At 47.2% G+C, this 25,240-nt stretch carries 27 protein-coding genes; 1 reads left to right on the top strand and 26 read right to left on the bottom strand.

Translation table 11 applies throughout. The annotated features are described in order from the left end of the window. Positions 1–71 precede the first annotated feature (71 nt). The 15 genes from recO to rpsU all read right to left on the bottom strand — a co-directional run bounded on the left by recO (position 72) and on the right by rpsU (position 11,764). Entirely contained in the window at positions 72–842 is a 771-nt protein-coding gene (gene recO, locus ACVC9U_RS05715) for a DNA repair protein RecO (RefSeq protein ID WP_075752269.1), read from the bottom strand. Positions 843–879: 37 nt separating this feature from the next. Next, positions 880–1,023, bottom strand: a complete 144-nt coding sequence (locus ACVC9U_RS05710) for a YqzL family protein (protein ID WP_003183626.1) — start codon at positions 1,021–1,023, stop codon at positions 880–882. A 161-nt stretch (positions 1,024–1,184) separates the two neighbouring features. Further along, positions 1,185–2,090 (bottom strand): GTPase Era, encoded by a 906-nt coding sequence (gene era, locus ACVC9U_RS05705; protein WP_441390246.1) that lies wholly within the window; start codon positions 2,088–2,090, stop codon positions 1,185–1,187. Continuing rightward, positions 2,071–2,481, bottom strand: coding sequence for a cytidine deaminase (locus tag ACVC9U_RS05700; protein ID WP_065644190.1), 411 nt, complete (start codon positions 2,479–2,481; stop codon positions 2,071–2,073). Before ACVC9U_RS05700 ends, era begins: the two co-directional genes overlap by 20 nt. A 132-nt stretch (positions 2,482–2,613) precedes the next feature. Beyond that, positions 2,614–2,994 (bottom strand): diacylglycerol kinase family protein, encoded by a 381-nt coding sequence (locus ACVC9U_RS05695; RefSeq protein ID WP_075752267.1) that lies wholly within the window; start codon positions 2,992–2,994, stop codon positions 2,614–2,616. Further along, the gene (ybeY, locus tag ACVC9U_RS05690) at positions 2,972–3,448 is read right to left on the bottom strand and encodes an rRNA maturation RNase YbeY (protein ID WP_075752265.1); all 477 of its coding nucleotides are present in this window, start codon (positions 3,446–3,448) and stop codon (positions 2,972–2,974) included. The genes ACVC9U_RS05695 and ybeY overlap by 23 nt, the downstream gene beginning before the upstream one ends. After that, on the bottom strand, positions 3,445–5,499 hold the full coding sequence (locus tag ACVC9U_RS05685) for an HD family phosphohydrolase (RefSeq protein ID WP_237562614.1): 2,055 nt from the start codon (positions 5,497–5,499) through the stop codon (positions 3,445–3,447). Before ACVC9U_RS05685 ends, ybeY begins: the two co-directional genes overlap by 4 nt. Before the next feature lie 164 nt (positions 5,500–5,663). Further along, entirely contained in the window at positions 5,664–6,623 is a 960-nt protein-coding gene (locus tag ACVC9U_RS05680; RefSeq protein WP_003183639.1) for a PhoH family protein, read from the bottom strand. Beyond that, positions 6,620–7,816, bottom strand: coding sequence for a sporulation protein YqfD (yqfD, locus tag ACVC9U_RS05675; RefSeq protein WP_003183642.1), 1,197 nt, complete (start codon positions 7,814–7,816; stop codon positions 6,620–6,622). The genes ACVC9U_RS05680 and yqfD overlap by 4 nt, the downstream gene beginning before the upstream one ends. 17 nt (positions 7,817–7,833) lie before the next feature. Next, positions 7,834–8,115: a sporulation protein YqfC gene (gene yqfC, locus ACVC9U_RS05670; RefSeq protein WP_003183644.1), complete on the bottom strand. Its 282-nt coding sequence runs from the start codon at positions 8,113–8,115 to the stop codon at positions 7,834–7,836. Positions 8,116–8,170: 55 nt separating this feature from the next. Beyond that, on the bottom strand, positions 8,171–8,620 hold the full coding sequence (locus tag ACVC9U_RS05665; RefSeq protein WP_003183645.1) for a hypothetical protein: 450 nt from the start codon (positions 8,618–8,620) through the stop codon (positions 8,171–8,173). Between the two features lie 29 nt (positions 8,621–8,649). Further along, entirely contained in the window at positions 8,650–9,642 is a 993-nt protein-coding gene (floA, locus tag ACVC9U_RS05660; protein WP_003183647.1) for a flotillin-like protein FloA, read from the bottom strand. 23 nt (positions 9,643–9,665) lie between these two features. Beyond that, positions 9,666–10,985 (bottom strand): NfeD family protein, encoded by a 1,320-nt coding sequence (locus ACVC9U_RS05655; protein WP_003183649.1) that lies wholly within the window; start codon positions 10,983–10,985, stop codon positions 9,666–9,668. A gap of 144 nt (positions 10,986–11,129) precedes the next feature. After that, positions 11,130–11,576 (bottom strand): GatB/YqeY domain-containing protein, encoded by a 447-nt coding sequence (locus ACVC9U_RS05650; RefSeq protein ID WP_003183651.1) that lies wholly within the window; start codon positions 11,574–11,576, stop codon positions 11,130–11,132. A gap of 14 nt (positions 11,577–11,590) precedes the next feature. Next, positions 11,591–11,764 (bottom strand): 30S ribosomal protein S21, encoded by a 174-nt coding sequence (rpsU, locus tag ACVC9U_RS05645; RefSeq protein ID WP_003183654.1) that lies wholly within the window; start codon positions 11,762–11,764, stop codon positions 11,591–11,593. Between the two features lie 185 nt (positions 11,765–11,949). Between rpsU and ACVC9U_RS05640 the strand changes: the two genes are divergently transcribed. Beyond that, positions 11,950–12,885: a Na/Pi symporter gene (locus ACVC9U_RS05640; protein ID WP_003183656.1), complete on the top strand. Its 936-nt coding sequence runs from the start codon at positions 11,950–11,952 to the stop codon at positions 12,883–12,885. 19 nt (positions 12,886–12,904) lie between these two features. On the opposite strand, the gene deoC is transcribed toward ACVC9U_RS05640, so the two are convergent. The 11 genes from deoC to ACVC9U_RS05585 form a co-directional block, all read right to left on the bottom strand. Then, positions 12,905–13,576, bottom strand: coding sequence for a deoxyribose-phosphate aldolase (deoC, locus tag ACVC9U_RS05635; RefSeq protein WP_011198130.1), 672 nt, complete (start codon positions 13,574–13,576; stop codon positions 12,905–12,907). Between the two features lie 90 nt (positions 13,577–13,666). Further along, positions 13,667–15,022 carry a tRNA (N(6)-L-threonylcarbamoyladenosine(37)-C(2))-methylthiotransferase MtaB gene (mtaB, locus tag ACVC9U_RS05630; RefSeq protein ID WP_003183660.1) on the bottom strand — a complete coding sequence of 452 codons (1,356 nt, stop codon included), beginning with the start codon at positions 15,020–15,022 and terminating at the stop codon, positions 13,667–13,669. Positions 15,023–15,024: 2 nt separating this feature from the next. After that, entirely contained in the window at positions 15,025–15,792 is a 768-nt protein-coding gene (locus tag ACVC9U_RS05625) for a 16S rRNA (uracil(1498)-N(3))-methyltransferase (protein ID WP_003183662.1), read from the bottom strand. Between the two features lie 23 nt (positions 15,793–15,815). Further along, a complete protein-coding gene (prmA, locus tag ACVC9U_RS05620; protein WP_003183664.1) occupies positions 15,816–16,751 on the bottom strand; it encodes a 50S ribosomal protein L11 methyltransferase in 936 nt (311 codons plus the stop codon). 23 nt (positions 16,752–16,774) lie between these two features. Then, positions 16,775–17,902, bottom strand: coding sequence for a molecular chaperone DnaJ (gene dnaJ / locus ACVC9U_RS05615; RefSeq protein ID WP_003183667.1), 1,128 nt, complete (start codon positions 17,900–17,902; stop codon positions 16,775–16,777). A gap of 182 nt (positions 17,903–18,084) precedes the next feature. Continuing rightward, positions 18,085–19,923 carry a molecular chaperone DnaK gene (gene dnaK, locus ACVC9U_RS05610; protein ID WP_003183668.1) on the bottom strand — a complete coding sequence of 613 codons (1,839 nt, stop codon included), beginning with the start codon at positions 19,921–19,923 and terminating at the stop codon, positions 18,085–18,087. A 23-nt stretch (positions 19,924–19,946) separates the two neighbouring features. Then, positions 19,947–20,531, bottom strand: coding sequence for a nucleotide exchange factor GrpE (gene grpE, locus ACVC9U_RS05605; protein ID WP_003183669.1), 585 nt, complete (start codon positions 20,529–20,531; stop codon positions 19,947–19,949). 78 nt (positions 20,532–20,609) lie between these two features. Continuing rightward, positions 20,610–21,641 carry a heat-inducible transcriptional repressor HrcA gene (gene hrcA / locus ACVC9U_RS05600; protein ID WP_003183671.1) on the bottom strand — a complete coding sequence of 344 codons (1,032 nt, stop codon included), beginning with the start codon at positions 21,639–21,641 and terminating at the stop codon, positions 20,610–20,612. Between the two features lie 80 nt (positions 21,642–21,721). Next, on the bottom strand, positions 21,722–22,861 hold the full coding sequence (gene hemW / locus ACVC9U_RS05595; RefSeq protein ID WP_009327869.1) for a radical SAM family heme chaperone HemW: 1,140 nt from the start codon (positions 22,859–22,861) through the stop codon (positions 21,722–21,724). A gap of 59 nt (positions 22,862–22,920) precedes the next feature. Then, the gene (gene lepA / locus ACVC9U_RS05590; RefSeq protein ID WP_003183674.1) at positions 22,921–24,759 is read right to left on the bottom strand and encodes a translation elongation factor 4; all 1,839 of its coding nucleotides are present in this window, start codon (positions 24,757–24,759) and stop codon (positions 22,921–22,923) included. A 145-nt stretch (positions 24,760–24,904) separates the two neighbouring features. Next, positions 24,905–25,228, bottom strand: coding sequence for a YqxA family protein (locus ACVC9U_RS05585; RefSeq protein ID WP_003183676.1), 324 nt, complete (start codon positions 25,226–25,228; stop codon positions 24,905–24,907). Positions 25,229–25,240 lie beyond the last annotated feature (12 nt).

The following is a 25,240-nucleotide window of genomic DNA, read 5'->3' as shown; positions in this document are numbered from 1 at the left end:
TTTCCGTCAACGCAACGTCATTATTGAATCCAATCTTCATGACATGATCTTATAAAAAGATGAAGAGGTTGTCAACTTTTGTTTTCATCGCCCAGCATCTTTTTCATATTGTCCATTTGTTCCATGAAGCGCCGCGATTTCAGGTAGATCCCTGAGTACTCGTCATAGTACGTCTGAATGACCCTTTTCAGCTCATCCTTCGTCTCCTGTTTGACGGAGACATTTCCGAGCCTTGACAGGTCAAAATAAAAAAACAGCCTCAACAGCCTGGCGGATGCGGGAGACAGCGGTATCCTGTATGGATCTTTCGCAAAACAGCGGTGGCAGATAAAGCCGTTGTCGCGGATCGAAAAATGAAATGTGCCGTCTTTGCTTTTGCAGTGCACACATTCATCCAGCTCCGGATACAGCCCCATCACGCTGAGCATTTTAACTTCGATAAGGTTGGCGATAATGTCGGGATCTGTACCGTCATCGAGCCTCCTCATCGACTGAAGAAGCAGCTCAAATAAAAACGGATTCGGTTTCTTTTCCTCCGTTCCCTTGTCGATTAATTCAGCGATGTAGGCCGCATATGCTGTTAAAAACAGATCCTCGCGTATATGCCTCATGCTTTCGATCATCTCGCCCTGCTCCAATGTGCCGAGACCGGATGATTTGCGGAATAAAAAAGAAGCATAAAGGAACGGCTGGGAAATCGCTGACAAGCGGCTGTTCGGCTTTTTGGCGCCCCTTGCCAGCACACCGATTTTCCCGTGTTCTCTCGTCAACAGCGTAATGATTTTATTTGTTTCACCATAGTCGTTTGTACGAAGGACGATACCTTCACATTTCGTCAGCATATGTGCACCATCCAAAAATTGGAGGGGTCAAGCATGATCACAAAATTGGAAAGTCAATTTGCGCTAGCTCTTCTTCAAGTACTTCGGGTCTTTCCAGGTTCTCCTTTTCCAATTCTTTAAAAAGGAGGTACGTGTCTACGCTTCCTGTTTGTGAAAATACATTCCAAGTAAAATTCAACATAAAAAGCCCCACCTTTCTGTTTATAACTAGCTTTTTAAACATCCAAATTCTTAAGATTATCTTGACCTTGTATCCTCCATTTCATGTTAAACAATTTTTTCTAATATATCTTTGATTTCGAGAGATTTTGTCACGACTAAACCGCGGTCAAGCTCTGTCCGTTAATACTCGTCTTCTCTAAATCCAAAATCACGAAGCTGAGACATCTTGTTGCGCCAGTCTTTCTGCACTTTAACCCACAGCTCTAAAAACACCGATGATCCGAGCAGCACCTCGATATCGGTTCTTGCCCGCTTGCCGATTTCTTTAAGCAGGCTGCCTCTTTTTCCGATGACGATCCCTTTTTGCGAATCGCGTTCGACGACGATGGTCGCGCTCACATACACAGAACCGTTTTCCCGTTCTTGAATGGACTCGATCGAGACCGCAATGCTGTGAGGGATCTCTTCCCTTGTCAGATGCAGCACTTTTTCCCGAATCAGCTCAGAAATGATAAATCGCTCCGGATGATCGGTCACCTGGTCACTCGGGTAAAACTGCGGACCTTCCGGCAAATAATCCTCAATTTGCTTTAAAAGCGTATCGATATTATTTCCCTCAAGGGCGGAGATCGGAACGATTTCCTGAAACGGATACCTGGTTCTGTACTCATCGATAAGCACAAGAAGCTCATCCGGATGAATCCGGTCGATTTTGTTGACGATCAAAAATACCGGCGTCTTGACTCCTTTTAAGCGCTCGATGATAAATTCGTCGCCTTTTCCGTAGCCTTCCTCCGCATTGATCATAAACAAGATCAAGTCGACTTCCTTTAAAGTGTTCTGCGCCACCTTCATCATAAAATCGCCCAATTTATGCTTCGGTTTATGAATGCCCGGCGTATCGATAAAAATCGTCTGGGATGTATCGGTTGTCAGCACACCTTGCACTTTGTTTCTTGTTGTTTGCGGTTTGTCGCTCATGATGGCGATTTTTTGGCCGATCACGCGATTCAAAAATGTAGATTTTCCTACGTTTGGTCGTCCGATAATGGAGACAAATCCTGATTTAAAGCTTTCCTGTGTCATGTAAGTCCTCCGATGAAAATGCTCCTGGCAGTAATTCTTGAACCGTCATTTCTTTGACTTGGCCATTCAGATTGGTTAAGATGACAGGCATATTTGCTGAACAAAGTTCGGAAATCACCTGTCTGCACGCTCCGCACGGCGACACCGGACCCGGCGTATCCGCAGCGACGGCAAGCATCTTAAACGATTTTTCCCCTTCCGAGTAAGCCTTGAACAACGCTGTCCGCTCGGCGCAGTTGCACAGGCTGTATGCAGCATTTTCAATGTTGCAGCCTTTGTACACCTTGCCGTCCTCAGTCAAAAGGGCAGCGCCGACTTTGAATTTCGAATACGGAACATATGCAAATTCCCTTGCTTTTAAAGCTTCTGCAATCAATTCTTGTTTAGTCAATGTGTGTATTCCTTCCTATAGCGGTTATGGTACCGCTAACACTTTTATTTTACATAAAAATGGCTTCTTTTTCACGCCCAAATCACAAATGTAAAATTTTTGTAAGAATTGCGCACAATGAAAGGCACGGCATCAAAACAATTTTGACAAAAAGATGAGTAACCCAATCATACACGAAACGGCCGCAAACACGCAAACCGCCCCGGCCGCCGCGTCCTTTGCCGCCTTTGCAAGCGGGTGGTTCTCTTTTGTGAAAAGGTCGATCGTATGCTCCACAGCCGTATTCATCAGCTCCAAGGCGAGCATTCCGCCGATCAGGATCAAGATGATGGTCCATTCGATCAGCGTCAGCCTGAAGAAAAAGCCGCAGGCGATCACGAGGATGGCGGCTCCAGAATGAATTCTAAAATTGCGCTCCGACATGAACGTCTTAACTATTCCTGTAAAGGCGTTTGAAAAACTCCATTTCAGACGGCGCCATTCGTTTTGTTTATGAGGATCTTGAGAGCCCATATCGATTCAAAATTTCCTTTTGCTTAGTGAACATCTCTTTTTCCTCTTCCTCTGTCATATGGTCATAGCCGAGGAGGTGCAAGAAGCCGTGAACCGTCAGAAAACCCAGCTCCCTCATCAGTGAATGCCCGTATTCTTCGGCCTGTTCCCGTGCTTTATCAGCGCTGATGATGATATCTCCGAGAACGGGCGGCATGTCAGCGCCGATAATTTCAATCTCTCCTTCGCCGTCTTCTTCAAGGGCAAATGAAATGACGTCAGTCGGATAATCTTTGCCTCTGTACTCTTTGTTGATTTTTTGTATCTCTTCATTGTTGACGATCGTAACCGAAACTTCGGCGCCGTCTGCGACGCCTTCCTCTGCCGCTGCGAATTGAAGAATTTTTTCAATTTCAGCAAGCTGGTCTTCAGGAACCCGTCCGGTCTCGTCTGTGATATCTAGAATTAAACTCATGTGTGTTTCACCTTCTGTTTAGGATTAGCTTCCGGATATTCGATCCGGGAATGAAAAATGCCTTTCAGCGTTTCGCAGAGCGTCTTCGCGATAATATTGAGCTCTTTTAAAGTCAAATCGCATTCGTCAAACTGCCCGTCCTGCAGCTTATCTGATATGATCCCGCGCACCAGCTTTTCAATCCTTTCGGGATTCGGGTTATGCATTGAGCGGACGGCTGCTTCGACGCTGTCGGCCACCGAGATGATCGCCGCCTCTTTTGTCTGGGGCTTCGGACCAGGATAGCGGAACTCTTCTTCAGTCGTCTGATCGCCTTTTTCTTTCGCCTTATAGTAAAAAAACTTGAGCAGCGATGTGCCGTGATGCTGTTCGGCGATGTCGACAAGCTCCTTCGGCATTTTATGATCCCTCAGCATATCGGCGCCGTCTGTCGCATGGGCAATGATAATGTTTTTGCTCAGCTGCGGAGAAAGCTTGTCATGCGGATTATCAATATTCATTTGGTTTTCTATAAAGTATTGGGGCCGCTTTGTCTTGCCGATATCATGGTAATAGGCTCCGACTCTTGCCAAAAGCCCGTTTGCTCCGACAGCTTCACATGCCGCCTCCGATAAGTTCGCGACCATAACGCTGTGATGGTATGTGCCGGGTGTTTCCGTCAGAATTTTGCGGAGCAGCGGATGGTTCGGGTTTGAAAGCTCGAGAAGCTTCATCGTGGACAGTATCCCAAAGCCGCTTTCAAAAAACGGCATGAGCCCGAGCACAAGAACTGACGATCCGATGCCGGACACCGCTCCCATGACAAGGTATGTACCCATCTCAAGTCCGGTTTGCGCCGTGTTTTGAATGAGCTGCAGGGTAAACAGGACGACGATGTTGATCAGGGAGACAAACAAGCCGGCCTGGAGGATTTTCGCCCTCGCATTATGCTTCCCTAAAAACAGTATACCCGCCATCGAGCTGATCAAGAAATACGTTCCGATTCCATAGTTAAACGTGCCTGTCACACCTTGGTTAAACATCATGCTTCCGCAAATGGAAAGGATCATGCTCGACAGGATCGCCAGCCTTTCATTGATCAGCAGTTTAATGAGCATCACGCCCATCGCAATCGGCACGAGATAGCCGATATGGCCGATTTCAAGCTGCTGAAAAAGACTGATCACTTCCATGACGATTAAAACGATCGCTGTAATCAATGAAAACAGCATGAGCGACTTATTTTTCGGAATCCGGCTGCTGTACTGCTTTTCGAAATAGTAAACCAAAGCTGAGATGAAAAGCGCGATTAAAAGCAGCAGTCCGCCGACAGGCTTGAAGATGTTGGCTCCGCTTAAGAGTCCTGTCAGTTCAAGCTTTCGATAGACTTCCCTGTCGATCAGCTGATTTTCCTCAACGAGTATCTGCCCCTGCTTGATCTGCACCTGCTGCACGCTGTCAGCCGCTTCCTGACGCTTCTGCTCCGTCTTGTCAGGATCGTATACATAGTTGGGAATGATTGCAAAGCGTCCGATTTCATCAGCGGCGTTTTTTAATTTTGAAGGTATCGAATTACCCTTCAGCTCTTTCGTTACATGCTCTTTCGCTTCATCAAGCTTTCCGGCGCGGATTTCTTTGCTCATCACATCATTGACGGCGGTGATGACCGAATCCTGTGTCATGGAAAGCTCTCCGTCGCTGGCCTTCAGCAGGTGTTTGACTGAATCCTGCGACAGCGAGTCCGTCACATCTGAAGTCAGCTTTTCTTCGACAGATTTGATCTGGTCTTTTTCTGATGGGGCCTGCTTGTCTTTTTTCTCTTGTTCTGCGCTTTCTTTTTTCACTTCTTTAAAGATGTCGAATATTGATGAGACAAGGTCGACCCTGTTGTCAGAGTACTCTTTTTTCAAGGTGTACTGGTCGGGAACTTCTTCTCTTGCTTCCTGCTTTTTATTAGCCGTTGCCTTTTGATCTTCGACAGTCGCCGGCGCATAGATCGTATTCTCGCTGATCGAAAATAAATCGAGGTCGAGGGACTCCGGCCTCACATGGAAAAACAGCAGGATGAACATCAGCGCGGATAAAGCCGCATAAAGAATGACGGGAAGGAAGCCCCCGTTATTCAAGCGGATAAGCCGAAACTTTCCGCCTCTTTTTTTCTTTTTCAACAAAAGCACCTCTTTTCCCGCGGGAAACTAAAAAATGACCCGATAACGGGCGATCGGGCCATTCGGAGTTATTTTGACTTTTCGTATGCTTCAATAATACGGGCGACAAGCGGGTGTCTGACCACGTCCGTCTGATCCAGTTCAACAATTGAAATGCCCTCGATATCAAGGAGCATCTTTTTTGCAACGGCAAGCCCTGATGTGACGCCCTTTGGCAAATCGATTTGCGTAATGTCGCCTGTAATGACCATTTTAGATCCAAAACCCAATCTCGTCAAAAACATTTTCATTTGTGCCGGTGTCGTATTCTGCGCTTCATCCAAAATCACAAATGCGTCGTCAAGCGTCCGCCCCCTCATGTAAGCAAGCGGCGCGATTTCAATCGTTCCTCTTTCAAGCAGCCGTGCCGTATGGTCCGTTCCGAGCACATCATGGAGCGCATCGTACAGCGGCCTTAAATAAGGGTCGACTTTCTCCTTTAAATCCCCCGGTAAAAATCCGAGGCTTTCCCCTGCTTCAACAGCTGGTCTTGTCAAAATGATCTTTTTGATGCGTCCGTTTTTCAGTTCATGAACGGCCTTTACGACAGCCAAATAGGTTTTCCCCGTTCCTGCTGGGCCGATGCCGAAGATTAAGTCGTGCCTTTTCATGGCGGCGATGTATTCTCTTTGACCGATGGTTTTGACTCTGATCGGTTTTCCTTTGGCGTTTTTCGTAATTTCCTCTTCATACATGCTTTCAAAAAACTCAAGCTTCTGCTTTTTCGCCATCTTGATCGCATACAAGACATCGCGTTCGGATATCTCGATTCCTTTGCGGATCAGATTTAGGAGAGAGGCAAGCAGGCTGTCCGCGATTTCAAACGTTTCTTCATCTCCTGTCACATACACGGTTTCTCCGCGCGTGACAATTGAAATGTTCAGCTCTTCCTCCATCAACTTCAAATGGGAATCCTGGTTCCCAAACAGCGCTTGAGCCTCATTCGGACTTTCCAGTTGCTGATGAATCGCAAGTAAGTGTTCTGTCATTCTTTAGTCTCCTGAACAATTGGTGTTGTTTGAACAATGTTTTCAATAACCTGGTAAAGGATGATCAATTTAACTTTACCATTCTCGCTCGTTTCGTGCAAAACTTTTTCACTGATAATGTTCCCGTCTCTGCCGATTTTTTTCCTGATGTCTCTTTTTCCCATTTCGATTCCTTCAAGAACTGCTTCTTTTTTCGAGTACACCCTTTTGATTTGTTCGCTCTCCCTCATATGCTCCTTTTCATAAGCGACAGGAAGCTTAAAATTCATAAAATGCAGCGAGTGTTTTTCGGTCTCCGTCTTCGGGCGCGAGAAGTCTTCTTTTTTAAATGAAAAGCCCCAGATCGGCACGGAAAATGATCCGAGGGATAGCTTGTGACTTGTCCTTACTTTACCCGTAAAAACGTCAAATGATGTCTCAAGAGGAACCGTTACTGTTGACTTGTACCAGGTTTCACCATAGATTTTCCCTTTTGCTCCGACTTTTTGCTTTTCCTCTTCGCTTCCGATCAGCCCGGAAACGAGCATTTGCCCTTTTTCAACGTGCTGGTTCACCGTGACGAGCGGCTCGCCTTTTTCCACGAACATTTTCGAGATGGTCGCCCCTTTTTTGGCGACGATGTGCCTCGGACCGATATATTTTTCTTTGTCAGGTTCATTCTTTTCAACGACTTTCATGTGAAGGGCGGTACCGTTTAACTCAATGCCCACCCAAGTGATGTTTTCGACCCGCTTTGTGAGCGCCTGCTGAATTTTTTCCGGGGTCAGCATTGAAAACTGAAAGCGGCCTTTTTTGACGCCGATTTGATCCAATTGCTGTCTGATTTGATGTTCTGTCTCTGGATTGGCTCCTGTAATATCAATTTTCCAAAGCATGTTGGACAATAGGAACATGATGATAAAAAATGCAGCAACTCCAAAAGTGAAGCCGCTATTCCGTTTAGACTTCTGCACGAGGAAAGGAAACCCTTTTCGTTTGATGAACCTGCACTTGCAGTCGAAGCCTCTGATGACCTTCCGGAAGGCATGTACATCAGAAAGCGGAATATAAAGAAAGACGGCGTCTTTCTTTTTCTTTACATTAAACATCGGGATGTTGCGCCTGGTGCATTCATTTAATAACCGTTCGATCCCTTTTCCCGTTATCTTAAGCTGGATCTTTCCTGAAAAAAAAGAAAGCCATTTATTCTTCACGCTTCTTTCCCCCCGACTTATGAATCGATATAGCGGACAAGCTCAATCGTGCCTTCAAGCAGAATTTCCTCAGGCAAAATCGTTTTGATGACAAAGTCTTTGCCTTGAATGATGCACTGCCCCTGTTTGAGCATCAGCCTTACTTCCGTATCGCTGAAAAGCAAAAGCCCTCTGTGGTTTTCAATATATATGTGAAGTCTTCCTATCATCGTAATTCTCGGAAGATCCATCATGACATCAGGGGGAATTTCCAGTGTTCTTGTCAGCCACGCTTTGATGCGGTTTTTTCTTTGCGCCATAAAAAAAGAACCCCCTTTCATCTCATATGTATGAGTGAGAAGGGGGTTCTAATACTTAAATTTTAGGCCGGCGCCTCATTGTGTAATGCGGCTTTCTCGACCGCGGAGGGCCGAATACTTCACTGAGGACAATGCCTTGAACTATTGTTTTTTTATTCATGTCGAGCAGCTCTTGCTTCCGGTTGATCACCCGGCTGCTCTGCTTTTTAATGGTCCGTTCAACGGCCGGCATGGAACGCTCGGCATCTTCTTTGATTCTGCGGAGCTCTGCTTCCATATCTGCGCTGTTTGCAGCTGCCGCTGCCGGCCGCTGGTTTTTATTTTTTGCAGGACGGTGCTGCGCCGTCTGTTTCGGCTTCGGCGTCTGCGTCCTCTGCTGTTCAGGCGCCGGTTTTCGCTTCGCTTCTTCATTTTCATCGTTTTTTCCGAGCTTGTTGAATATGAAGGAAATGGCTGCGATGATGGCCGCCATGATAATCGGATTGTCGAACAGGATATCAAGCAATGAGCTCCCTCCTTTTTACAGGGGCTTGTTTATTTATGATCCTCTTCATTTTGGTCTTTCGTCATCTTTCCGAAAGAATCGCGCATGTCAGTGTCGGCGTCGATGTTTTTCATATTGAGGTAGTCCATGACGCCGATTTTTCCGCTGCGGAGAGCTTCAGACATTGCAAGCGGCACTTCGGCTTCGGCTTCGACGACTTTGGCGCGCATTTCTTCGACGCGGGCGCGCATTTCCTGTTCTTGCGCAACCGCCATGGCGCGGCGCTCTTCCGCTTTCGCCTGGGCGATGTTTTTATCGGCTTCAGCCTGGTCGGTTTGCAGAATCGCTCCGATGTTTTTGCCGATGTCAACGTCAGCGATATCGATCGATAGAATTTCAAACGCTGTACCTGAATCCAACCCTTTGCTCAATACGGTTTGTGAAATCATATCTGGGTTTTCAAGCACTTTTTTATGATTATCGGAAGAACCGATTGTCGAAACGATCCCTTCGCCGACACGGGCAATGATCGTTTCTTCGCCCGCTCCCCCGACAAGGCGGTCGATGTTAGCGCGAACCGTGATTCTCGCTTTTGCTTTCACTTCGATACCATCCATTGCTACACCGGCAATAAACGGCGTTTCGATGACTTTCGGATTAACGCTCATTTGAACGGCTTCAAGCACGTCACGGCCCGCTAAATCGATGGCCGCACATCTGGCGAATGTAAGTTCAATGTTTGCACGTTGGGCAGCGATAAGCGCGTTGACGACCCGGTCAACATTACCCCCTGCAAGATAGTGGCTTTCCAGCTGATTGATGGCAACATCAAGTCCCGCTTTGTGCGCTTTGATGAGCGGGTTCACCACGCGGTTTGGAATGACGCGGCGGAGCCTCATTCCGATCAGTGTGAAAATGCTGATTTTAACACCAGCGGCCAAAGCCGAGATCCACAGCATGACCGGGACGAATGTAAAGAAGACAGCTAGTAGGATGATTCCGGCTGCGATAATAAGTAAAAGAAACAGTGTTGACGGATCCATTATATTCCTCCTAAAAATGTAATTTATAATTCTCTCACAACAATGCGTGAGCCTTCCACTTTAACCACTTTCACTTTCTTATCCTTTGCGGTGAACGAGCCTTCAGATACAACATCAAGCCGTTCATCGTCGATGATGACCGTTCCGGACGGTCTGAGCGGTGTATACGTGACGCCGATTTTGCCAATTAAATCGCGCCGGCTTTCATTTGACACGTATCCGCTTTCTGTGCTTGTCGAGTCGGTTAAGATCAATTTTTTAAAAAATTTCATACGCTTACCCAACACCCTTGTCAATAGAATGGATGCCGCTATCGAAACAGCAGTTGCAATCAAAATGGAGACGGCCATGACCTTAAAGCTTCCCGAAGCTAAAAAGAGGCTCGCAACAATTGCGATCAGGCCGGCAATCCCTGCTATTCCGCCCGGCAGAAAAATCTCTAAAATGATTAAAATAATGCCTGCTGCAAACAGAAGGATCGTTTCCATTCCGGCAAGCCCGGCGACGAGATGACCGTAGAAAAAGAGCAGCAATGCGGTGAGTCCCATAAAGCCGGGGATCCCAAAACCAGGAGAATAAAGCTCCACAATCAGCCCGAGGCTTCCGATTGAAAGAAGAATCGGAATCACGACCGGATGCGTGATAAACCTGGCCACCTTTTCGGCAAAGCTTACCTCGGCACGCTCGATTTTGGCATCCTTCAAATTCAGCTTTTTCAAAAGATCATCAAGGCTCGAAACTGTGCCTTCGGAATAGCCGACTTTCAGCGCTTTGTCAGGGCTTAATGTGAGCAGCTCGCCCTTTGGCGCCCCTACTTCTTTAGCATCGACGTCTGCATCGGCCATCGCGAGAGCGTATTTCGGATCACGTCCGTTTTTTTTGGCTGCGTCTTCCATTTCAGCCAGCCACAGCGATTCCGACTTTTTGTCAGCGGCATTTCCCTGCGTGTCAATGATCGCGGCAGCTCCCATTTTTCCGCCGGGCGCCATATAAATATCGTCTGCATTCAAGGCGAGGTAAGCGCCTGCGGACAGAGCCCTTCTATTCACATAAGCGGTCACCGGAATGTCGGAGTTATGTATCGTATCAGCCATGTCAAGGACTGCGTCGACCGCTCCGCCGGGGGTATTGATATCGAGTATGATATGTTTGGCATTCATATCTTCCGCTTCTTGAAATGAGCGCTCAAGAAATTTTGAAAGCCCTTTTTCAACGGTTTCTTCGATCGGAATGACATACACTGTATCTCCATCCGCTTTCACGGTCAAATGAACGCCTAGTAATAAGAATAAAACAAAACCGCAGGCCAGAGCAACAAAAATTCTAAATTTTTTCAGCAGCAATGATGGATGAGGCCTCCTTCCCCTATTATCATTAACATTACATACGTTATACATGTAGCAAAGGTTTCATCTTTCTACTACTTTTCTATTGTATGAACACGCACAAAAAAAGACGCCTTTAATTGCTTAAAAGGCGTCTTTTTCTCAAGACAGTTGTTTGCTGACAAGCTTATTGACGAGACCGCCGTCCGCCTTGCCTTTGACTTTCGGCATGACAGCGCTCATCACTTTGCCCATATCCGCTTTTGAAGAAGCCCCGACTTCGGCGATCGTCTCGTTGACGATGTCGAGCAGCTCTTCTTCCGTCAGCTGTTCAGGCATATAAGCTTCCAGAATGTCTAACTCTTTTTGAACTTTATCTACTAAATCTGAACGATTAGCGTTTGAAAATTCATGGAGGGAGTCTTTACGCTGTTTTAATTCACGAGAAAGAACAGTCAGTTCTTCATCATCGGTCAGCCTGTCTTTCTTAAGCTTGATTGCTTCGTTTTGAAGCGAAGCTTTGACCATGCGAATGACAGTCAGTTTGTCTTTCTCACGGTTTTTCATATAGAGCTTCATATCTTGATTCAGCCGCTCAAGAAGACTCATAAATCCACCCTCTTTTAGTATTTGCGCTTTCTTGCAGCTTCAGACTTTTTCTTGCGTCTTACGCTAGGTTTTTCATAAAATTCACGCTTTCTTGCTTCCTGCAAAGTACCTGTCTTTGATACACTGCGTTTGAAGCGACGAAGAGCATCTTCAAGCGATTCGTTTTTTCTAACGACCGTTTTTGACATTCTCTTTCCCTCCCTCCGAATACACCAATCGACTGCTTTAAAAAAAGACATACATATAAACATGTACTTTGACATTATAATATAAGCCTCCGGTAAGGTCAACCAAGGAGAATCGTTTTATTGTTCAGTCATGATTTCGGCAGCTTGTCTGTATATATTTATAAAGGAGGCTGTTCGAAAAACTGATGATGATCTTGATCTTGTTCGTATTATTGATCGTTCTTTTTCTCAAAGGCATGAGCATGCTGAGAAAAGGCCTGATTTCACTAACATTTGAAAAAATCGAAAAGCGGCTGCTGTTTTTCACGGATCATCCGGTGAAAGCTTTTTTGGTCAGTATTATATTTACGGGGATTTTGCAAAGCAGCTCGGCATTTATGGTGATCGTCATAGGGTTTGTCTCAGTAGGCGCTCTTTCATTTAAACGTTCGATTCCGCTCATTTTAGGGACAAACATCGGGTCCACTTTCACAACGGAATTTTTGGCGGTGAAGCTGGAATTTTTGATTTTTGCCCTTTTGGCCGCAGGTGCAGCTCTTTTCATTGCCGGAAAATCCCCTTTTCGGCAAGTCGGCGTAAGCATGATCGGCTTGGGGGTTATTTTTTTCTGTATCAGCGGTTTCAGCCGGCTTGCCGTGCCGTTGTCACAGCTAGACTCGGGCGCTTATATCGTGCAGCTTGCCGAAGATTCATCGCTTTACGCTTTGTTCATCGGCACCGTTTTGACCGCGATGATTCATTCCAGTTCGGCGTGTGTCGGCATCCTGATGAGCTTTATGGATCAAGGTGTCGTCGGATTGACCGAAGCGATGAGCGTTGTTCTTGGCTCCAACATCGGGACATGCATTACGGCCGTGATGGCATCCTTCAAAGGCGGAGCTGCAGCCAGGCAAACAGCTTATGCCCATGTTCTGTTTAATGTCATTGGTGTAGCAGCTGTATACCCTCTGCTCTCATCAATCACAGGCTTTATCTCCGGACTGTCCGAAAGCCCCGCCCAGCAGATTGCCCATTTCAGCCTGCTGTTCAACGTCGTCACGTCCCTATTGTTTTTGCCGCTCTCAAATCTGTTTCATTCGCTGATCATGTTTCTCATTCCAAACAAAAACCAGGCCCGATAAACGCCTGGTTTTTGTTTGATTAGTAGTCTTCATCCGCTGTTAACCCTTTGACAATCGACACGCCGGCGCTCGCTCCGATTCTCGTCGCTCCGGCTTCAATCATGGCAAGTGCGCTTTCCTTATCGCGGACGCCACCTGAAGCTTTAACGCCGATATCAGGTCCGACAGCTTCCCGCATCAGTTTTATATCCCGGACTGTCGCACCGCCGCCGGAAAAACCGGTCGATGTTTTGACAAAGTCGGCGCCTGCTTTTACGGCCAGTTCACAAGCCAGCCTTTTTTCTTCATCCGTCAAAAGCGACGTCTCTATGATGACTTTTACAAGAGCTTTGCCGTCGGCCGCGTCTGTCACCGCCCTGATGTCATGTTCCACTGTTCCCGTATCGCGGTCTTTTAGTGCACCGATGTTGATCACCATATCAACTTCACCGGCACCGTCTGCAATTGCCTGCCTGGTTTCAAAGGCTTTTGTTTCCGGAGACGCTGCACCTAAAGGAAAGCCGATAACTGTACATACTTTCACCTCTGACTCTTTAAGAAGCTCGGCGCAAAGCTTCACCCAGCAAGGGTTGACACAAACGGAGGCAAAACCGTAAACACGCGCTTCTTTGCAAAGCGCTTCGATTTCGGATTTGACGGTATCTGGCTTCAATGCAGTGTGATCGATCATTCGCGCAATTTGTTTTGTCATCATCCTGACTCCTTTTTAGGTGGTTGTTTGCTTAAGATATTCGCAAAAAAAGCCGGAACACCTTTTTTGTGAACCGGCTGAATTGATGATTTATGACGATAAGCGGATGTTTTCGCGGACGTCGTCTTCCGCGACGCGGACGAACTGTCCTTTGTTGTACGGATAGCCGGCTTTTAAGATCTTCACTTTAACAAGCTGGCCGATCAGGTCTTCTGAACCTTCGAAAACGACTTTAATATAGTTGTCCGTGTAGCCGACAAGCAGGTTGCCTTCGCCCGTTTCCGTGAACGGCTCTTCCGGAATGATCTCCAGAACGTCGCCTTCATAGTCTGATGCATATTCTTTCGCAAGCTGGTCTGAAAGAGCGATCAGTTTATGAACCCTTTCGTTTTTCACGTTTTCGTCAACCTGGCCGTCCATGCGTGCTGCAGGGGTTCCGGTCCGTTTGCTGTACGGGAAGACGTGGAGCTCGGAAAACTTGTGTTCTTTGATAAAGTTATACGTCTCCATGAATTCTTCTTCCGTTTCACCCGGGAAGCCGACAATCACATCAGAGGTGACTGCAAGCCCCGGAAGAGCTTTTTTGAGTTTTGTCAGCCGGTCGGCGAAAAACTCCATCGTATACTTTCTTCTCATCCGCTTTAAAACGCTGTTTGAGCCGGATTGAAGCGGGATGTGAAGGTGTCTGACGATCTTGTCTGAGCGGTCAAGCACTTCGATGACTTCGTCTGTAATTTGGCTCGCTTCGATTGAAGAGATACGGATTCTTTTCAGACCTTTCACACGGCTGTCCAATTCTTTCAACAGCTGCGCAAAGTTGTAGTCTTTCATATCTTCTCCATAACCGCCGGTATGGATACCGGTCAAAACGATTTCTTTATAGCCGGCATCAACGAGCTGCTGCGCCTGGCGGATGACTTCCTCAGGGTCGCGGGAACGAAGCAGGCCGCGCGCCCACGGAATGATGCAGAATGTGCAGAAATTGTTGCAGCCTTCTTGAATTTTCAAAGAAGCACGCGTTCTGTCGGTAAATGCAGGAACATCAAGCTCCTCAAACACTCTCGCTTTCATAATATTGCTGACGCCGTTAATCGGCTGTCTTTCTTCCTGGTACTGCTTAATATAGCCGAGCATTTTTTCGCGGTCTTGTGTACCGACGACGATATCAACGCCCGGGATCGCCATGATTTCCGCCGGGGAAGTCTGGGCGTAGCACCCTGTCACGCAAATGACGGCGTCAGGATTTTGGCGGATCGCCCGTCTGATCACCTGGCGGCTCTTTTTATCACCCGTATTTGTGACGGTGCATGTATTAATGACGTATACGTCCGCCGAACTTTCAAATTCTTTTCTTTCGTAGCCGGCTTCTTTAAAAAGCTGCCAGATTGCTTCTGTTTCATAATGGTTGACCTTGCAGCCAAGTGTATGAAATGCAACGGTTGCCATTGTTATTCACCTCTTAATAACTCTGTATGATAAGAAACTGCCGCCAACGCGTACAGCGGAGCTGTTTCCGCCCTTAAGATCCGCGGACCGAGCCCGCAGGCGAGGGCACCTTTTTCTTTTAGCGCCTCAATTTCCTCTTCTGTAAATCCGCCTTCAGGACCAAACACCATGAGTACGGATGATCCTTCAGAAAGGCTTTTGAGCACGGATTGAAACCGGCTCGTCTCGCCTTGCTTTGATGACTCTTCGTATGCAACGACACATTTATCGAAGTCCTCAAGGCTCTCAAGCAAACGTTGAAACGTGTGAACCGGCGCCACATCGGGAATCGCGTTTCTGTGGGACTGTTCTGCCGCTTCCTTGGCGATTTTCGCCCACCTTTCCCGTTTTTTCTTTGCCTTTTTTTCATCAAGTTTAACAACGGAGCGCGATGCCTGAAAAGGAATAAACGAGCTTGCACCGAGCTCTGTCCCTTTTTGAATGATCCATTCCAGCTTATCTCCTTTTGGAAGGCCGTTTGCAATATGGATCTGGACGGGCAGTTCGCGTGTTTCCCCCGTCCATTCGATAACGCTCAATAAAACCTCTTCTTTAGTGACGGACTCGATCCGGCATTTCGCTTCATGGCCGTCTTTTGCACAGCAAATGACCTCATCTCCGGGAGACATCCTCATCACAGTCGCAATGTGATGAACGTCTTCGCCTTTGATCGAGAATGCGGGTGCGGCTGTGACCTCTTGTTTTGATTGTTCGATAAAATATCGTTGCATACGCTTGTCACACCTACTAACGATTATTTTTTAGCGATGATGCTGACCCAGTCCTCCATTGAAAGAACCTCAACGATCGTAAAGCCTTCTTTCACCAGTGCATCTTTGACTTCCTGTTTTTTCTGCTGGATGATCCCCGAAGTGATGAAATAGCCGCCGTCTTTCAACAGGCTGTATGCTTGATCCGTAAAGCGCAAGATGACCTCGGCCAGGATATTGGCGACGATGATGTCTTTTTCGCCTTCGACGCCGTCAAGCAGATTATTTTGCTTAATCTCGATATGATCGCTGACTTTATTGAGCTTGGAGTTCAAGCGGGCGCTTTCAACGGCTACAGGATCGAGATCATATCCTTCAACCTGTTTGGCGCGAAGCATGGCTGAAGCAATGCTCAAAATGCCGGTTCCCGTTCCGACGTCCACGACCGAATCCCCTTCTTTCACATACCTTTCAAGCGCCTGTATGCAAAGGACGGTTGTCGGGTGGGTGCCTGTTCCAAACGCCATTCCCGGGTCCATCTCGATGATGAGTTCATCCGTATGAACCGGTGTGTACTCTTCCCAAGTCGGAACAATCGTAAACTTCTCGGAAATTTTCACGGGATGATAATATTTTTTCCATGCTGTCGCCCATTCTTCTTCGTTAACCTCGCTGATGGTGATTTTGTTGCGTCCAAGGTCAATATCATACAGCAGCAGATTATTGATCGTTTCTTTGATTCCTTCTACGGTCTCCCCCAAAAAGCTGTTGATCGGAAGATACGCTTTGATGATGACTCCTTCATCAGGATAATCATTGGGATCGAGCTGGTAGATTTCTCCGTATACATTCTCACGCTCTTTAATTAAATCAAGCGGATCTTCAATCACTACTCCACTCGCACCAGCTTCATGCAAAATATTCGAGATGGGCTCAACCGCTTCATGTGTCGTGTGAATGCAGATTTCGGACCATTTCATACTACCAACTCCTCATCCAATCATTAATCGCCTTTAAAGGCGCGCTTTACTTTATCGAAAAAACTCATTTCCTGTTCATCCGGCATATTTCCGCTCACTTCTGCAAATTCGCGGAGAATATTTTTCTGGTTTTCTGTTAAATTCGTCGGTGTCACGACGCGGACAACGATGTGCTGATCGCCTTGTCCGTACCCGCGCACGTTGGCAACGCCTTTTCCTTTTAAGCGGAACTTGGTGCCCGTCTGGGTGCCCGCCGGCACTTTTAATTTTACTTTTCCGTGAAGAGTAGGCACTTCGATTTCATCTCCAAGGGCAGCCTGTGCAAATGTCAGCGGCATTTCGCAGTAAATATCGTCTCCATCGCGCTCGAAAAATTCGTGCTCTTGGACGCGGAAAACGACGAATAAGTCACCTGACGGACCGCCGTTGATCCCCGGTTCGCCCTGTCCGGCTACTCGAAGCTGCTGGCCGTCGTCCACACCCGCCGGGATGGTGACATTGATTTTCTTGCGTTTTTTCACTTTTCCTGTGCCGCCGCAAGTTGAACATTTGTGCTTGATTTGCTTACCCGTTCCATTACAGTAATGACATACTCTTCTGTTGACAACTTTTCCGAACGGTGTTGACTGCTCCATGTTCAGCTGGCCTGATCCGCCGCAGTGTGAACATGTTTCCGGCTTTGTTCCCGGTTTTGCGCCGGAGCCGCTGCATGTTTCGCACGTTTCTTCACGCGGAATTTCGATCGTCGTCTCTTTTCCGAAGGCTGCCTCTTCAAATGACAGTGTCATCGTATACTGCAGATCGGCACCCTGCCTCGGGGCATTCGGGTCTCTCCGCCTTGCGCCGCCTCCGAAAATGCTTGAGAAAATATCGTCAAACCCAAAGCCGCCGAAGTCGCCTCCGCCGAAACCTCCGCCTCCGAATCCTTGATTTGGGTCGGTGTGGCCGAACTGGTCGTAATGGGCCCGTTTTTGGTCATCAGAAAGTGTTTCATAGGCTTCTTTGACTTCTTTGAATTTTTCAGCCGCTCCGGCTTCTTTGTTGATGTCCGGGTGATATTTTTTAGAAAGCTTGCGGTAAGCTTTTTTAATCTCATCTTTAGAAGCGCTCTTACCTACCCCAAGCACCTCATAGTAATCACGCTTACTCATCTCTTCACACTCCCGATTTTCTCACATAAATTAGATTGTATCATTTCAAATTATGTTTTTTCAATTCCTTTTGTCCTTTAGGAAGAAAAAAGTCAAAGTCAAGAGATCCTGACTTTGACTTTCATCGCCTGTAAGGTCATGTGCTGTGCAAACCGGGGTAAGCACAGCACATTTTATTTCGATTATTTTTGATCTTTGTCGTCGTTTACTTCTTCATATTCAGCGTCCACGACATTATCATCGGCTTTTTTAGCGCCAGCTCCGCCGTCTTGCTGAGCCTGAGCCTGTTTTGCGGCTTCTTCGTAAAGCTTCATTGAAAGCTCTTGAACGATCGCTTGCAGCTCATCTTTTTTCGCCTTGATTTCATCAAGGTCATTTTTCTCGATCGCAGCTTTTAGCGCGTCTTTTGCTTCATTCGCTTTTTTCACCTGTGCTTCATCGGCTTTGCCTTCAAGATCTTTCAGCGTTTTTTCAGTTGTGAAGACAAGCTGGTCCGCTTCGTTGCGAAGCTCGATTTCTTCTTTTTTCTTCGCATCTGCTTCGGCGTTTTCTTCAGCCTCTTTCACCATACGCTCGATCTCGTCGTCAGAAAGGCCTGAAGAAGATTTGATCGTGATGTTTTGCTCTTTGCCAGTGCCCAGATCTTTCGCGCTGACGTTGACGATACCGTTTTTATCAATGTCAAATGACACTTCGATTTGCGGTACGCCGCGAGGAGCCGGCGGGATATCTGTAAGCTGGAAGCGTCCGAGCGTTTTGTTGTCGGCAGCCATTGGGCGCTCACCTTGGAGCACGTGGATGTCAACCGCTGTTTGGTTGTCGGCCGCTGTTGAGAACACTTGGGACTTGCTTGTCGGGATTGTCGTGTTGCGCTCAATCAGCTTCGTGAACACGCCGCCCATCGTTTCGATACCAAGTGACAGCGGAGTTACGTCCAGAAGGACAACATCTTTGACATCGCCTGTGATGACGCCGCCTTGAATTGCTGCACCAAGGGCTACGACTTCGTCAGGGTTGACGCCTTTATGCGCTTCTTTTCCAGTTTCTTTTTTGATCGCTTCCTGAACGGCAGGAATACGTGTTGATCCGCCGACAAGGATGACTTTGTCGATTTCGCTTGCAGAAAGTCCCGCATCTTGAAGAGCCTGGCGTACAGGACCCATTGTGCGCTCTACCAAGTGTGAAGACAGCTCTTCAAACTTCGCGCGGGTCAGTGTCAATTCAAGGTGCAGCGGACCTGCTTCACCCGCTGTGATAAACGGCAGGGAAATTTGCGTAGAAGATACGCCGGAAAGGTCTTTTTTCGCTTTCTCAGCAGCATCTTTTAAGCGCTGAAGCGCCATTTTGTCTTTAGAAAGGTCGATGCCGTTTTCTTTTTTGAATTCTGAGACGAGATGATCGATGATCACTTGGTCAAAGTCGTCTCCTCCAAGGCGGTTGTCACCCGCTGTAGAGCGAACTTCGAATACGCCGTCTCCCAATTCAAGGATGGAAACGTCGAATGTACCGCCGCCAAGGTCGTAGACGAGGATCGTCTGATCTTCTTCCGTTTTATCCAGACCGTAGGCAAGCGCAGCTGCAGTCGGCTCGTTGATGATCCGCTCAACTTCAAGTCCGGCGATTTTACCGGCATCTTTAGTCGCTTGACGCTCTGCATCGTTGAAGTATGCAGGAACTGTGATCACGGCTTTAGACACGGTTTCGCCCAAATAGCTTTCAGCATATGATTTCAAATGCTGAAGGATGATGGCAGACACTTCTTGCGGCGTGTACTTTTTGCCTTCAATTTCAACTGTATAGTCAGTGCCCATGTGGCGCTTGATCGACATGATCGTGTTCGGGTTCGTGATGGACTGGCGTTTCGCCACTTCACCCACCTGGCGTTCTCCGTTTTTAAATGCGACAACTGAAGGAGTCGTGCGGGCTCCTTCTGGATTTGGGATGACTTTCGGCTCTCCGCCTTCAAGCACTGCAACGCATGAGTTCGTTGTTCCCAAGTCGATTCCGATTACTTTGCTCATGATTTTTACCTCCTGCTATGTAGTTATTGATTGACTTTTACCATAGAAGGACGGATCACCCGGTCCTTAAGTTTATAGCCTTTTTGCAGTTCCTCAACGACTGCGTTTGATTCGTACGCTTCATCCTCAACCTGCATAACAGCTTGGTGCATGTTCGGGTCAAATTGCTCTCCGACTGATGGAATCTGTTCAACTCCTTCATTTTTAAGAGCCTCCAAAATTTGACGGTGCACCATTTCCATTCCTTGAAGCAGGCTTTTCGTCTGCTCATTGTCAGGATCGATCTGAAGTGCGCGCTCAAAGTTGTCAAGCGCCGGCAGCAAATCGCTGATGATGCGCTGGGAGCGGTACTTTTCAGCAGCCTCGAGATCAAGGCGTGCGCGTCTTTTGTAGTTTTCAAAGTCCGCCTGAACACGTAAAAGTTTATTTTCTTTTTCTTCAAGACGTTCTTGAAGTTCTTTTAGTTGTTTTTCAAGCATTTCTGTTTGAGTTTCTTCTGCCGGGGCATCAGCTTCAGCAGCCGTTTGTTCAGCTTCGGCTGTCTCCGCTTCTGTCTCGTTCAGTTCCTCTTGTTCGTTTAGCTCTTCGTTTTGTTTTTCTTCTGCCATCTGTGTTCACCTCCCTTAAAGGATGAGTTTCATGATAAAGAAGGGATTCCTCCCTTCTGTTTGTTTTCAGGTACTGCCTTACCCATCATACAAACTTGTCAGCGCTTTTGACAAGTCAGATGATACGTGCTGAAGCAAGCCGACGACGCGGGAGTAGTCCATGCGCGTCGGTCCGATGACCGCAATGGAGCCGATCTGTTTTGAGCCGACCGTGTATGTTGCGGTAATCAGGCTGCAGTTTTCCATCTCTTCATAGTCGTTTTCTTTGCCGATTTTGATGGTAATTCCGGACTCAGTCGACTGAAAGAGCCGGAGAATCTCCTGTTCTTTCTCAATGAGCGACAATAGCGATTTCACTCTGTCAATATCGTGAAATTCGGGCTGGTTCAGCATGTTAATCTTGCCGCCGAAAAACAGCCGGTCGGTTTGAACAGATGAATCCAGCGTTGCGCCGAGCGCGTGCAAAATCGTATCGTAATTTTGAATGTGCGACTTCAAGAAGATGACAACCTCTTTGAAAATCCTGTCTTTCAGTTCTGAGATCGGCACGCCTCTAAGGCGTTCATTTAATATATTCACCAGCTTCTCGAGATCGGAAAGATCGACCTCCGCCGGGAAATTAATCGTTTTATTCTCCACATGGCCGGTATTCGTTACTAGAATGGCAACGGCCTTCTTGGGCTGAATCGGTACAATCTGGATCTGTTTGAGATGGTTTTCACTCAGTCTCGGACCGAGGACAATCGATGTATAATTTGTCAGGTCGGACAGCACTTGGGCCGACTTCTGCACGGCTTTTTCGAGTTCAAAGATTTTTTCTTTGAAAATCGAATGAATAATGTTTAAGTCCGTTTTTGACAGCTTTCCAGGTGAAAGCAGATGATCGACATAATAGCGATAGCCCTTTTCAGAAGGAATCCGGCCTGAAGATGAGTGGGTTTTTTCGATAAAACCGAGCTCTTCCAAGTCAGCCATTTCGTTTCTGATCGTTGCCGAGCTGAATGTGATATCTTCCTTTTTGGAAAGCGTTCTTGATCCTACCGGCTGAGCTGAACGAATGAAATCGTTGACGATAACCTGCAAGATTAACAGCTGACGATTTGTTAACATCCATATCACCCCTGTTAGCACTCGGCACAACTGAGTGCTAATTGTATATCAAAATTACCAAACCGAAATCAAAATGTCAATTATAACTCACCCAGGAATGCCTGAAATACTTCATTTCCCAACAGTTTTCCATTATGTGTTAGAAACACGTTTTTGTTCGTGTTCACAATCAACCCTGTTTCTTCCAGCGAATGGAGCACCTTCGGAAAGAGATCGTCAACAGATCTTCCATATGTTTCGAAAAAGCGCTCTTTGTTTACTCCCTCAGTTTTTCGAAGACCGAGAAACATTTCTTCTTCAATCTGTTCATTTTTTGTGACCATGTGCTTTTCCTTATAAGGAAAGCCGGATTGTTCAATCAGGTCGATATAATGTTTGACAGGGCCCGCATTTACCGTTCTTTCACCATTGATATAACCGTGTGCGCCCGCGCCAAAACCGAAATAATCCTCATTGTTCCAATATGTGAGGTTATGTTTGCTCTCATATCCTTTTTTGGCGTAGTTGCTGATTTCGTATTGGCCGATGCCCGCTTCTTCCATTTTCCGCATAACGAGTTCGTACATTTCAGCTTCCTGATCCTGCGGCGGCAGGTGAAGCCGGCCTTTTTTCATCAAGTTGTAGAAAACGGTTTTCGGTTCGACGATCAGCGAATAAACCGAATAGTGTTCAGCACCGAGGGCAAGCGCCGTATCGAGCGATGAAGCGAGGTGGCCGATGGTTTGTCCGGGCAGACCGAACATCAGATCAAGGCTGATATTATCAAACCCCGCCTTTCTCGCTCTTTCAAACGAAACGAGTACGTCTTTTTGCTCGTGAACCCTGCCGATTTTTTTCAGCAGCTCGTCTTCAAACGTCTGCACGCCAAAGCTCAGCCTGTCTACACCGGCAGCTTTTAAAACATCCAGCTTTTCAGCTGATAAATCGTCGGGATTGGCTTCCACTGCAAATTCAGCAAGGCTTTCGGACGGTTTCAAAACGCGATGAATGGAATCGAGGAGCCGTTCGAGCTGAGCTGCCGACAGCGATGTCGGCGTTCCTCCCCCGATAAAGATCGTTTTCAGCTCCGGATGTCCGGTTGCCTCCATTGAATTGGCCATTTCCTTCTCTAAGGAACGCAAATATTCATCAACGGGCTGAGATTGAATAAAAAACTTGTTGAAGTCGCAATAATGGCAAATGTGCTCGCAAAACGGAATATGTATATATGCTGCTTTCATTGTTTTCACCTTCTTTTACAGGAAGAAGCCGCAGTGTGTTACGCTGCGGCGGCTCATGATTATGATTTCGGGCCGCTGTCGTCCATTTTCAGGACTGCCATAAAGGCTTCCTGCGGAACTTCGACAGAGCCGACCTGTTTCATTCTTCGCTTTCCTTCCTTTTGCTTTTCAAGCAGTTTGCGCTTTCTGGAAATATCCCCGCCGTAGCACTTCGCCAAAACGTTTTTGCGCATTGCTTTGATGGTTGAACGGGCGACAATTTTTGTACCGATGGCTGCCTGGACAGGCACTTCAAACTGCTGGCGCGGAATGAGCTCTTTCAGCTTTTCGACGATAACTTTTCCTCGTTCATAAGCATAATCGCGGTGAACGATAAAGGAAAGGGCATCGATTTTTTCGCCGTTCAGCATAATATCCATTTTCACGAGCTTGGACGGTTTATATCCGATGAGTTCGTAATCAAATGACGCATAGCCTTTCGTATTTGATTTAAGCTGATCGAAAAACTCGTAGACGATTTCCGCAAGCGGAATTTCGTAGACAATGCTGACGCGGTTCGCATCAAGGTACTGCATATCAATAAACTGGCCGCGCTTGCCCTGGCACAGTTCCATGACCGCTCCGACAAAGTCGTTCGGCACCATCATCGTCGCTTTGACGAACGGTTCTTCCACCCGGTCGATCTTCTGCGGATCAGGCATGTTTGACGGGTTATCGACGACGATTTTTTCACCGTCTGTCATGTACACGTCGTAGATTACGCTCGGAGCCGTCGTAATCAAATCGATGTTGAATTCGCGTTCAATCCGCTCCTGGATGATTTCCATGTGGAGCATCCCTAAAAAACCGCAGCGGAAGCCGAATCCGAGAGCTTGGGACGTTTCCGCTTCGTACTGCAGGGCTGAATCGTTCAGCTCAAGTTTTTCAAGCGCTTCCCGCAAGTCGTTGTATTTCGCTGTATCAATCGGATACAGGCCGCAATAAACCATCGGATTCAGCTTTCTGTAGCCTGGCAGGGCTTCGGGTGCAGGGTTTTCCGCGCTCGTAATCGTATCCCCTACACGAGTGTCTCCGACGTTTTTGATTGCTGCCGTCAGGAATCCGACGTCGCCGACAGTCAGTTCGTCAGCCGGAACGGCCTTCGGTGTGAAAACGCCGACTTCAGTGACTTCAAATTCCTTTCCGGTCGCCATCATCTTGATTTTTTGACCGGCTTTTACGGTACCTTGCACGACTCTGATATAGGCGACGACCCCGCGGTAAGCATCATACAGGGAGTCAAAGATCAGCGCCTGAAGCGGCGCTTCCGGATCTCCGCTTGGTGCGGGAACCTTTTCAACGATCTGCTCCAATATTTCCTCAATTCCGATGCCTGCTTTTGCTGAAGCAAGGACGGCTTCTGAAGCGTCAAGACCGATAACATCCTCGACTTCCTGGCGGACGCGTTCGGGTTCTGCGCTCGGAAGGTCGATTTTATTAATGACCGGCAGGATTTCAAGGTCGTTGTCAAGCGCAAGGTAAACGTTTGCCAGCGTTTGCGCCTCGATTCCCTGGGCGGCGTCTACGACGAGAATCGCGCCTTCGCATGCGGCAAGGCTTCTCGAAACCTCATACGTAAAATCGACGTGTCCCGGGGTATCGATCAGATGAAAAATATATTCCTCTCCGTCCTTCGCCTGATATTTCAGCTGTACGGAGTTCAGTTTAATGGTGATTCCTCTTTCACGTTCCAAATCCATTGAGTCGAGGAGCTGTTCTTTCATTTCCCTTTGAGTGATTGCCGCCGTTTTTTCCAAGATTCGATCCGCAAGCGTTGACTTGCCGTGGTCGATATGGGCGATAATAGAGAAATTTCGGATTCTCGACTGCCTTTGTAATCGTTTTTCTTTATCTGTCACACTAATCACTCCTACTATGAAACGCAATATGCGCTAGCTTAGATTATATCAATAGGGTTGTGAAGATTCAATGCTAAGTCACATATGCTTTCTAAACCCGAAAAAGAAAAAACGAGTCCTGCATCCGGCTCGTTTTTTCTTTTACCTATTCCGTTTTTTCCTTTATCCAGTCATACAATGAACGGGCTGTGTTTGTGACCGAATCGGCCAGGGCTCGGCCGGCCGAGGAAAAGAGGTTGAAAGCTTCCAGCTGTTCCAGCTCTTTTTGTTTTTCCTCCAAATCGATTTGATGGCCGAGGACTGACGCCTCTTTCGCATCCCCTTCAGATATGCTGAGCGCTGCTTTTAAATCAGGGTCCTCGTACCCTTTCATTTCAATCATTCCGTTGTTCGCCTGCTGCATGCCGAGAAGAACGCCGAAAAACATGACAGCGCAAGCCAATATGCATTTTCCCATAAAAGAAGCCACTTCGATCACCTG

Source organism: Bacillus sp. GM2 (assembly GCF_056155945.1).
Note: the sequence above shows the minus strand (reverse complement) of the source record. Positions and strands in the feature narration are given on the sequence as shown.

Bases quoted from the DNA above. Each gene is read 5' to 3' on its own strand.
- recO (WP_075752269.1), bottom strand. From the start codon at position 842: ATGCTGACGAAATGTGAAGGTATCGTCCTTCGTACAAACGACTATGGT.
- ACVC9U_RS05710 (WP_003183626.1), bottom strand. From the start codon at position 1,023: ATGTTGAATTTTACTTGGAATGTATTTTCACAAACAGGAAGCGTAGAC.
- era (WP_441390246.1), bottom strand. From the start codon at position 2,090: ATGACACAGGAAAGCTTTAAATCAGGATTTGTCTCCATTATCGGACGA.
- ACVC9U_RS05695 (WP_075752267.1), bottom strand. From the start codon at position 2,994: ATGGGCTCTCAAGATCCTCATAAACAAAACGAATGGCGCCGTCTGAAA.
- ybeY (WP_075752265.1), bottom strand. From the start codon at position 3,448: ATGAGTTTAATTCTAGATATCACAGACGAGACCGGACGGGTTCCTGAA.
- ACVC9U_RS05685 (WP_237562614.1), bottom strand. From the start codon at position 5,499: ATGTTCATCCTGCTGTTTTTCCATGTGAGGCCGGAGTCCCTCGACCTC.
- ACVC9U_RS05680 (WP_003183639.1), bottom strand. From the start codon at position 6,623: ATGACAGAACACTTACTTGCGATTCATCAGCAACTGGAAAGTCCGAAT.
- yqfC (WP_003183644.1), bottom strand. From the start codon at position 8,115: ATGGCGCAAAGAAAAAACCGCATCAAAGCGTGGCTGACAAGAACACTG.
- floA (WP_003183647.1), bottom strand. From the start codon at position 9,642: ATGGATCCGTCAACACTGTTTCTTTTACTTATTATCGCAGCCGGAATC.
- ACVC9U_RS05650 (WP_003183651.1), bottom strand. From the start codon at position 11,576: ATGAGTCTTCTTGAGCGGCTGAATCAAGATATGAAGCTCTATATGAAA.
- rpsU (WP_003183654.1), bottom strand. From the start codon at position 11,764: ATGTCAAAAACGGTCGTTAGAAAAAACGAATCGCTTGAAGATGCTCTT.
- ACVC9U_RS05640 (WP_003183656.1), top strand. From the start codon at position 11,950: ATGATGATCTTGATCTTGTTCGTATTATTGATCGTTCTTTTTCTCAAA.
- deoC (WP_011198130.1), bottom strand. From the start codon at position 13,576: ATGACAAAACAAATTGCGCGAATGATCGATCACACTGCATTGAAGCCA.
- mtaB (WP_003183660.1), bottom strand. From the start codon at position 15,022: ATGGCAACCGTTGCATTTCATACACTTGGCTGCAAGGTCAACCATTAT.
- ACVC9U_RS05625 (WP_003183662.1), bottom strand. From the start codon at position 15,792: ATGCAACGATATTTTATCGAACAATCAAAACAAGAGGTCACAGCCGCA.
- prmA (WP_003183664.1), bottom strand. From the start codon at position 16,751: ATGAAATGGTCCGAAATCTGCATTCACACGACACATGAAGCGGTTGAG.
- dnaJ (WP_003183667.1), bottom strand. From the start codon at position 17,902: ATGAGTAAGCGTGATTACTATGAGGTGCTTGGGGTAGGTAAGAGCGCT.
- dnaK (WP_003183668.1), bottom strand. From the start codon at position 19,923: ATGAGCAAAGTAATCGGAATCGACTTGGGAACAACGAACTCATGCGTT.
- grpE (WP_003183669.1), bottom strand. From the start codon at position 20,531: ATGGCAGAAGAAAAACAAAACGAAGAGCTAAACGAACAAGAGGAACTG.
- hrcA (WP_003183671.1), bottom strand. From the start codon at position 21,641: ATGTTAACAAATCGTCAGCTGTTAATCTTGCAGGTTATCGTCAACGAT.
- hemW (WP_009327869.1), bottom strand. From the start codon at position 22,861: ATGAAAGCAGCATATATACATATTCCGTTTTGCGAGCACATTTGCCAT.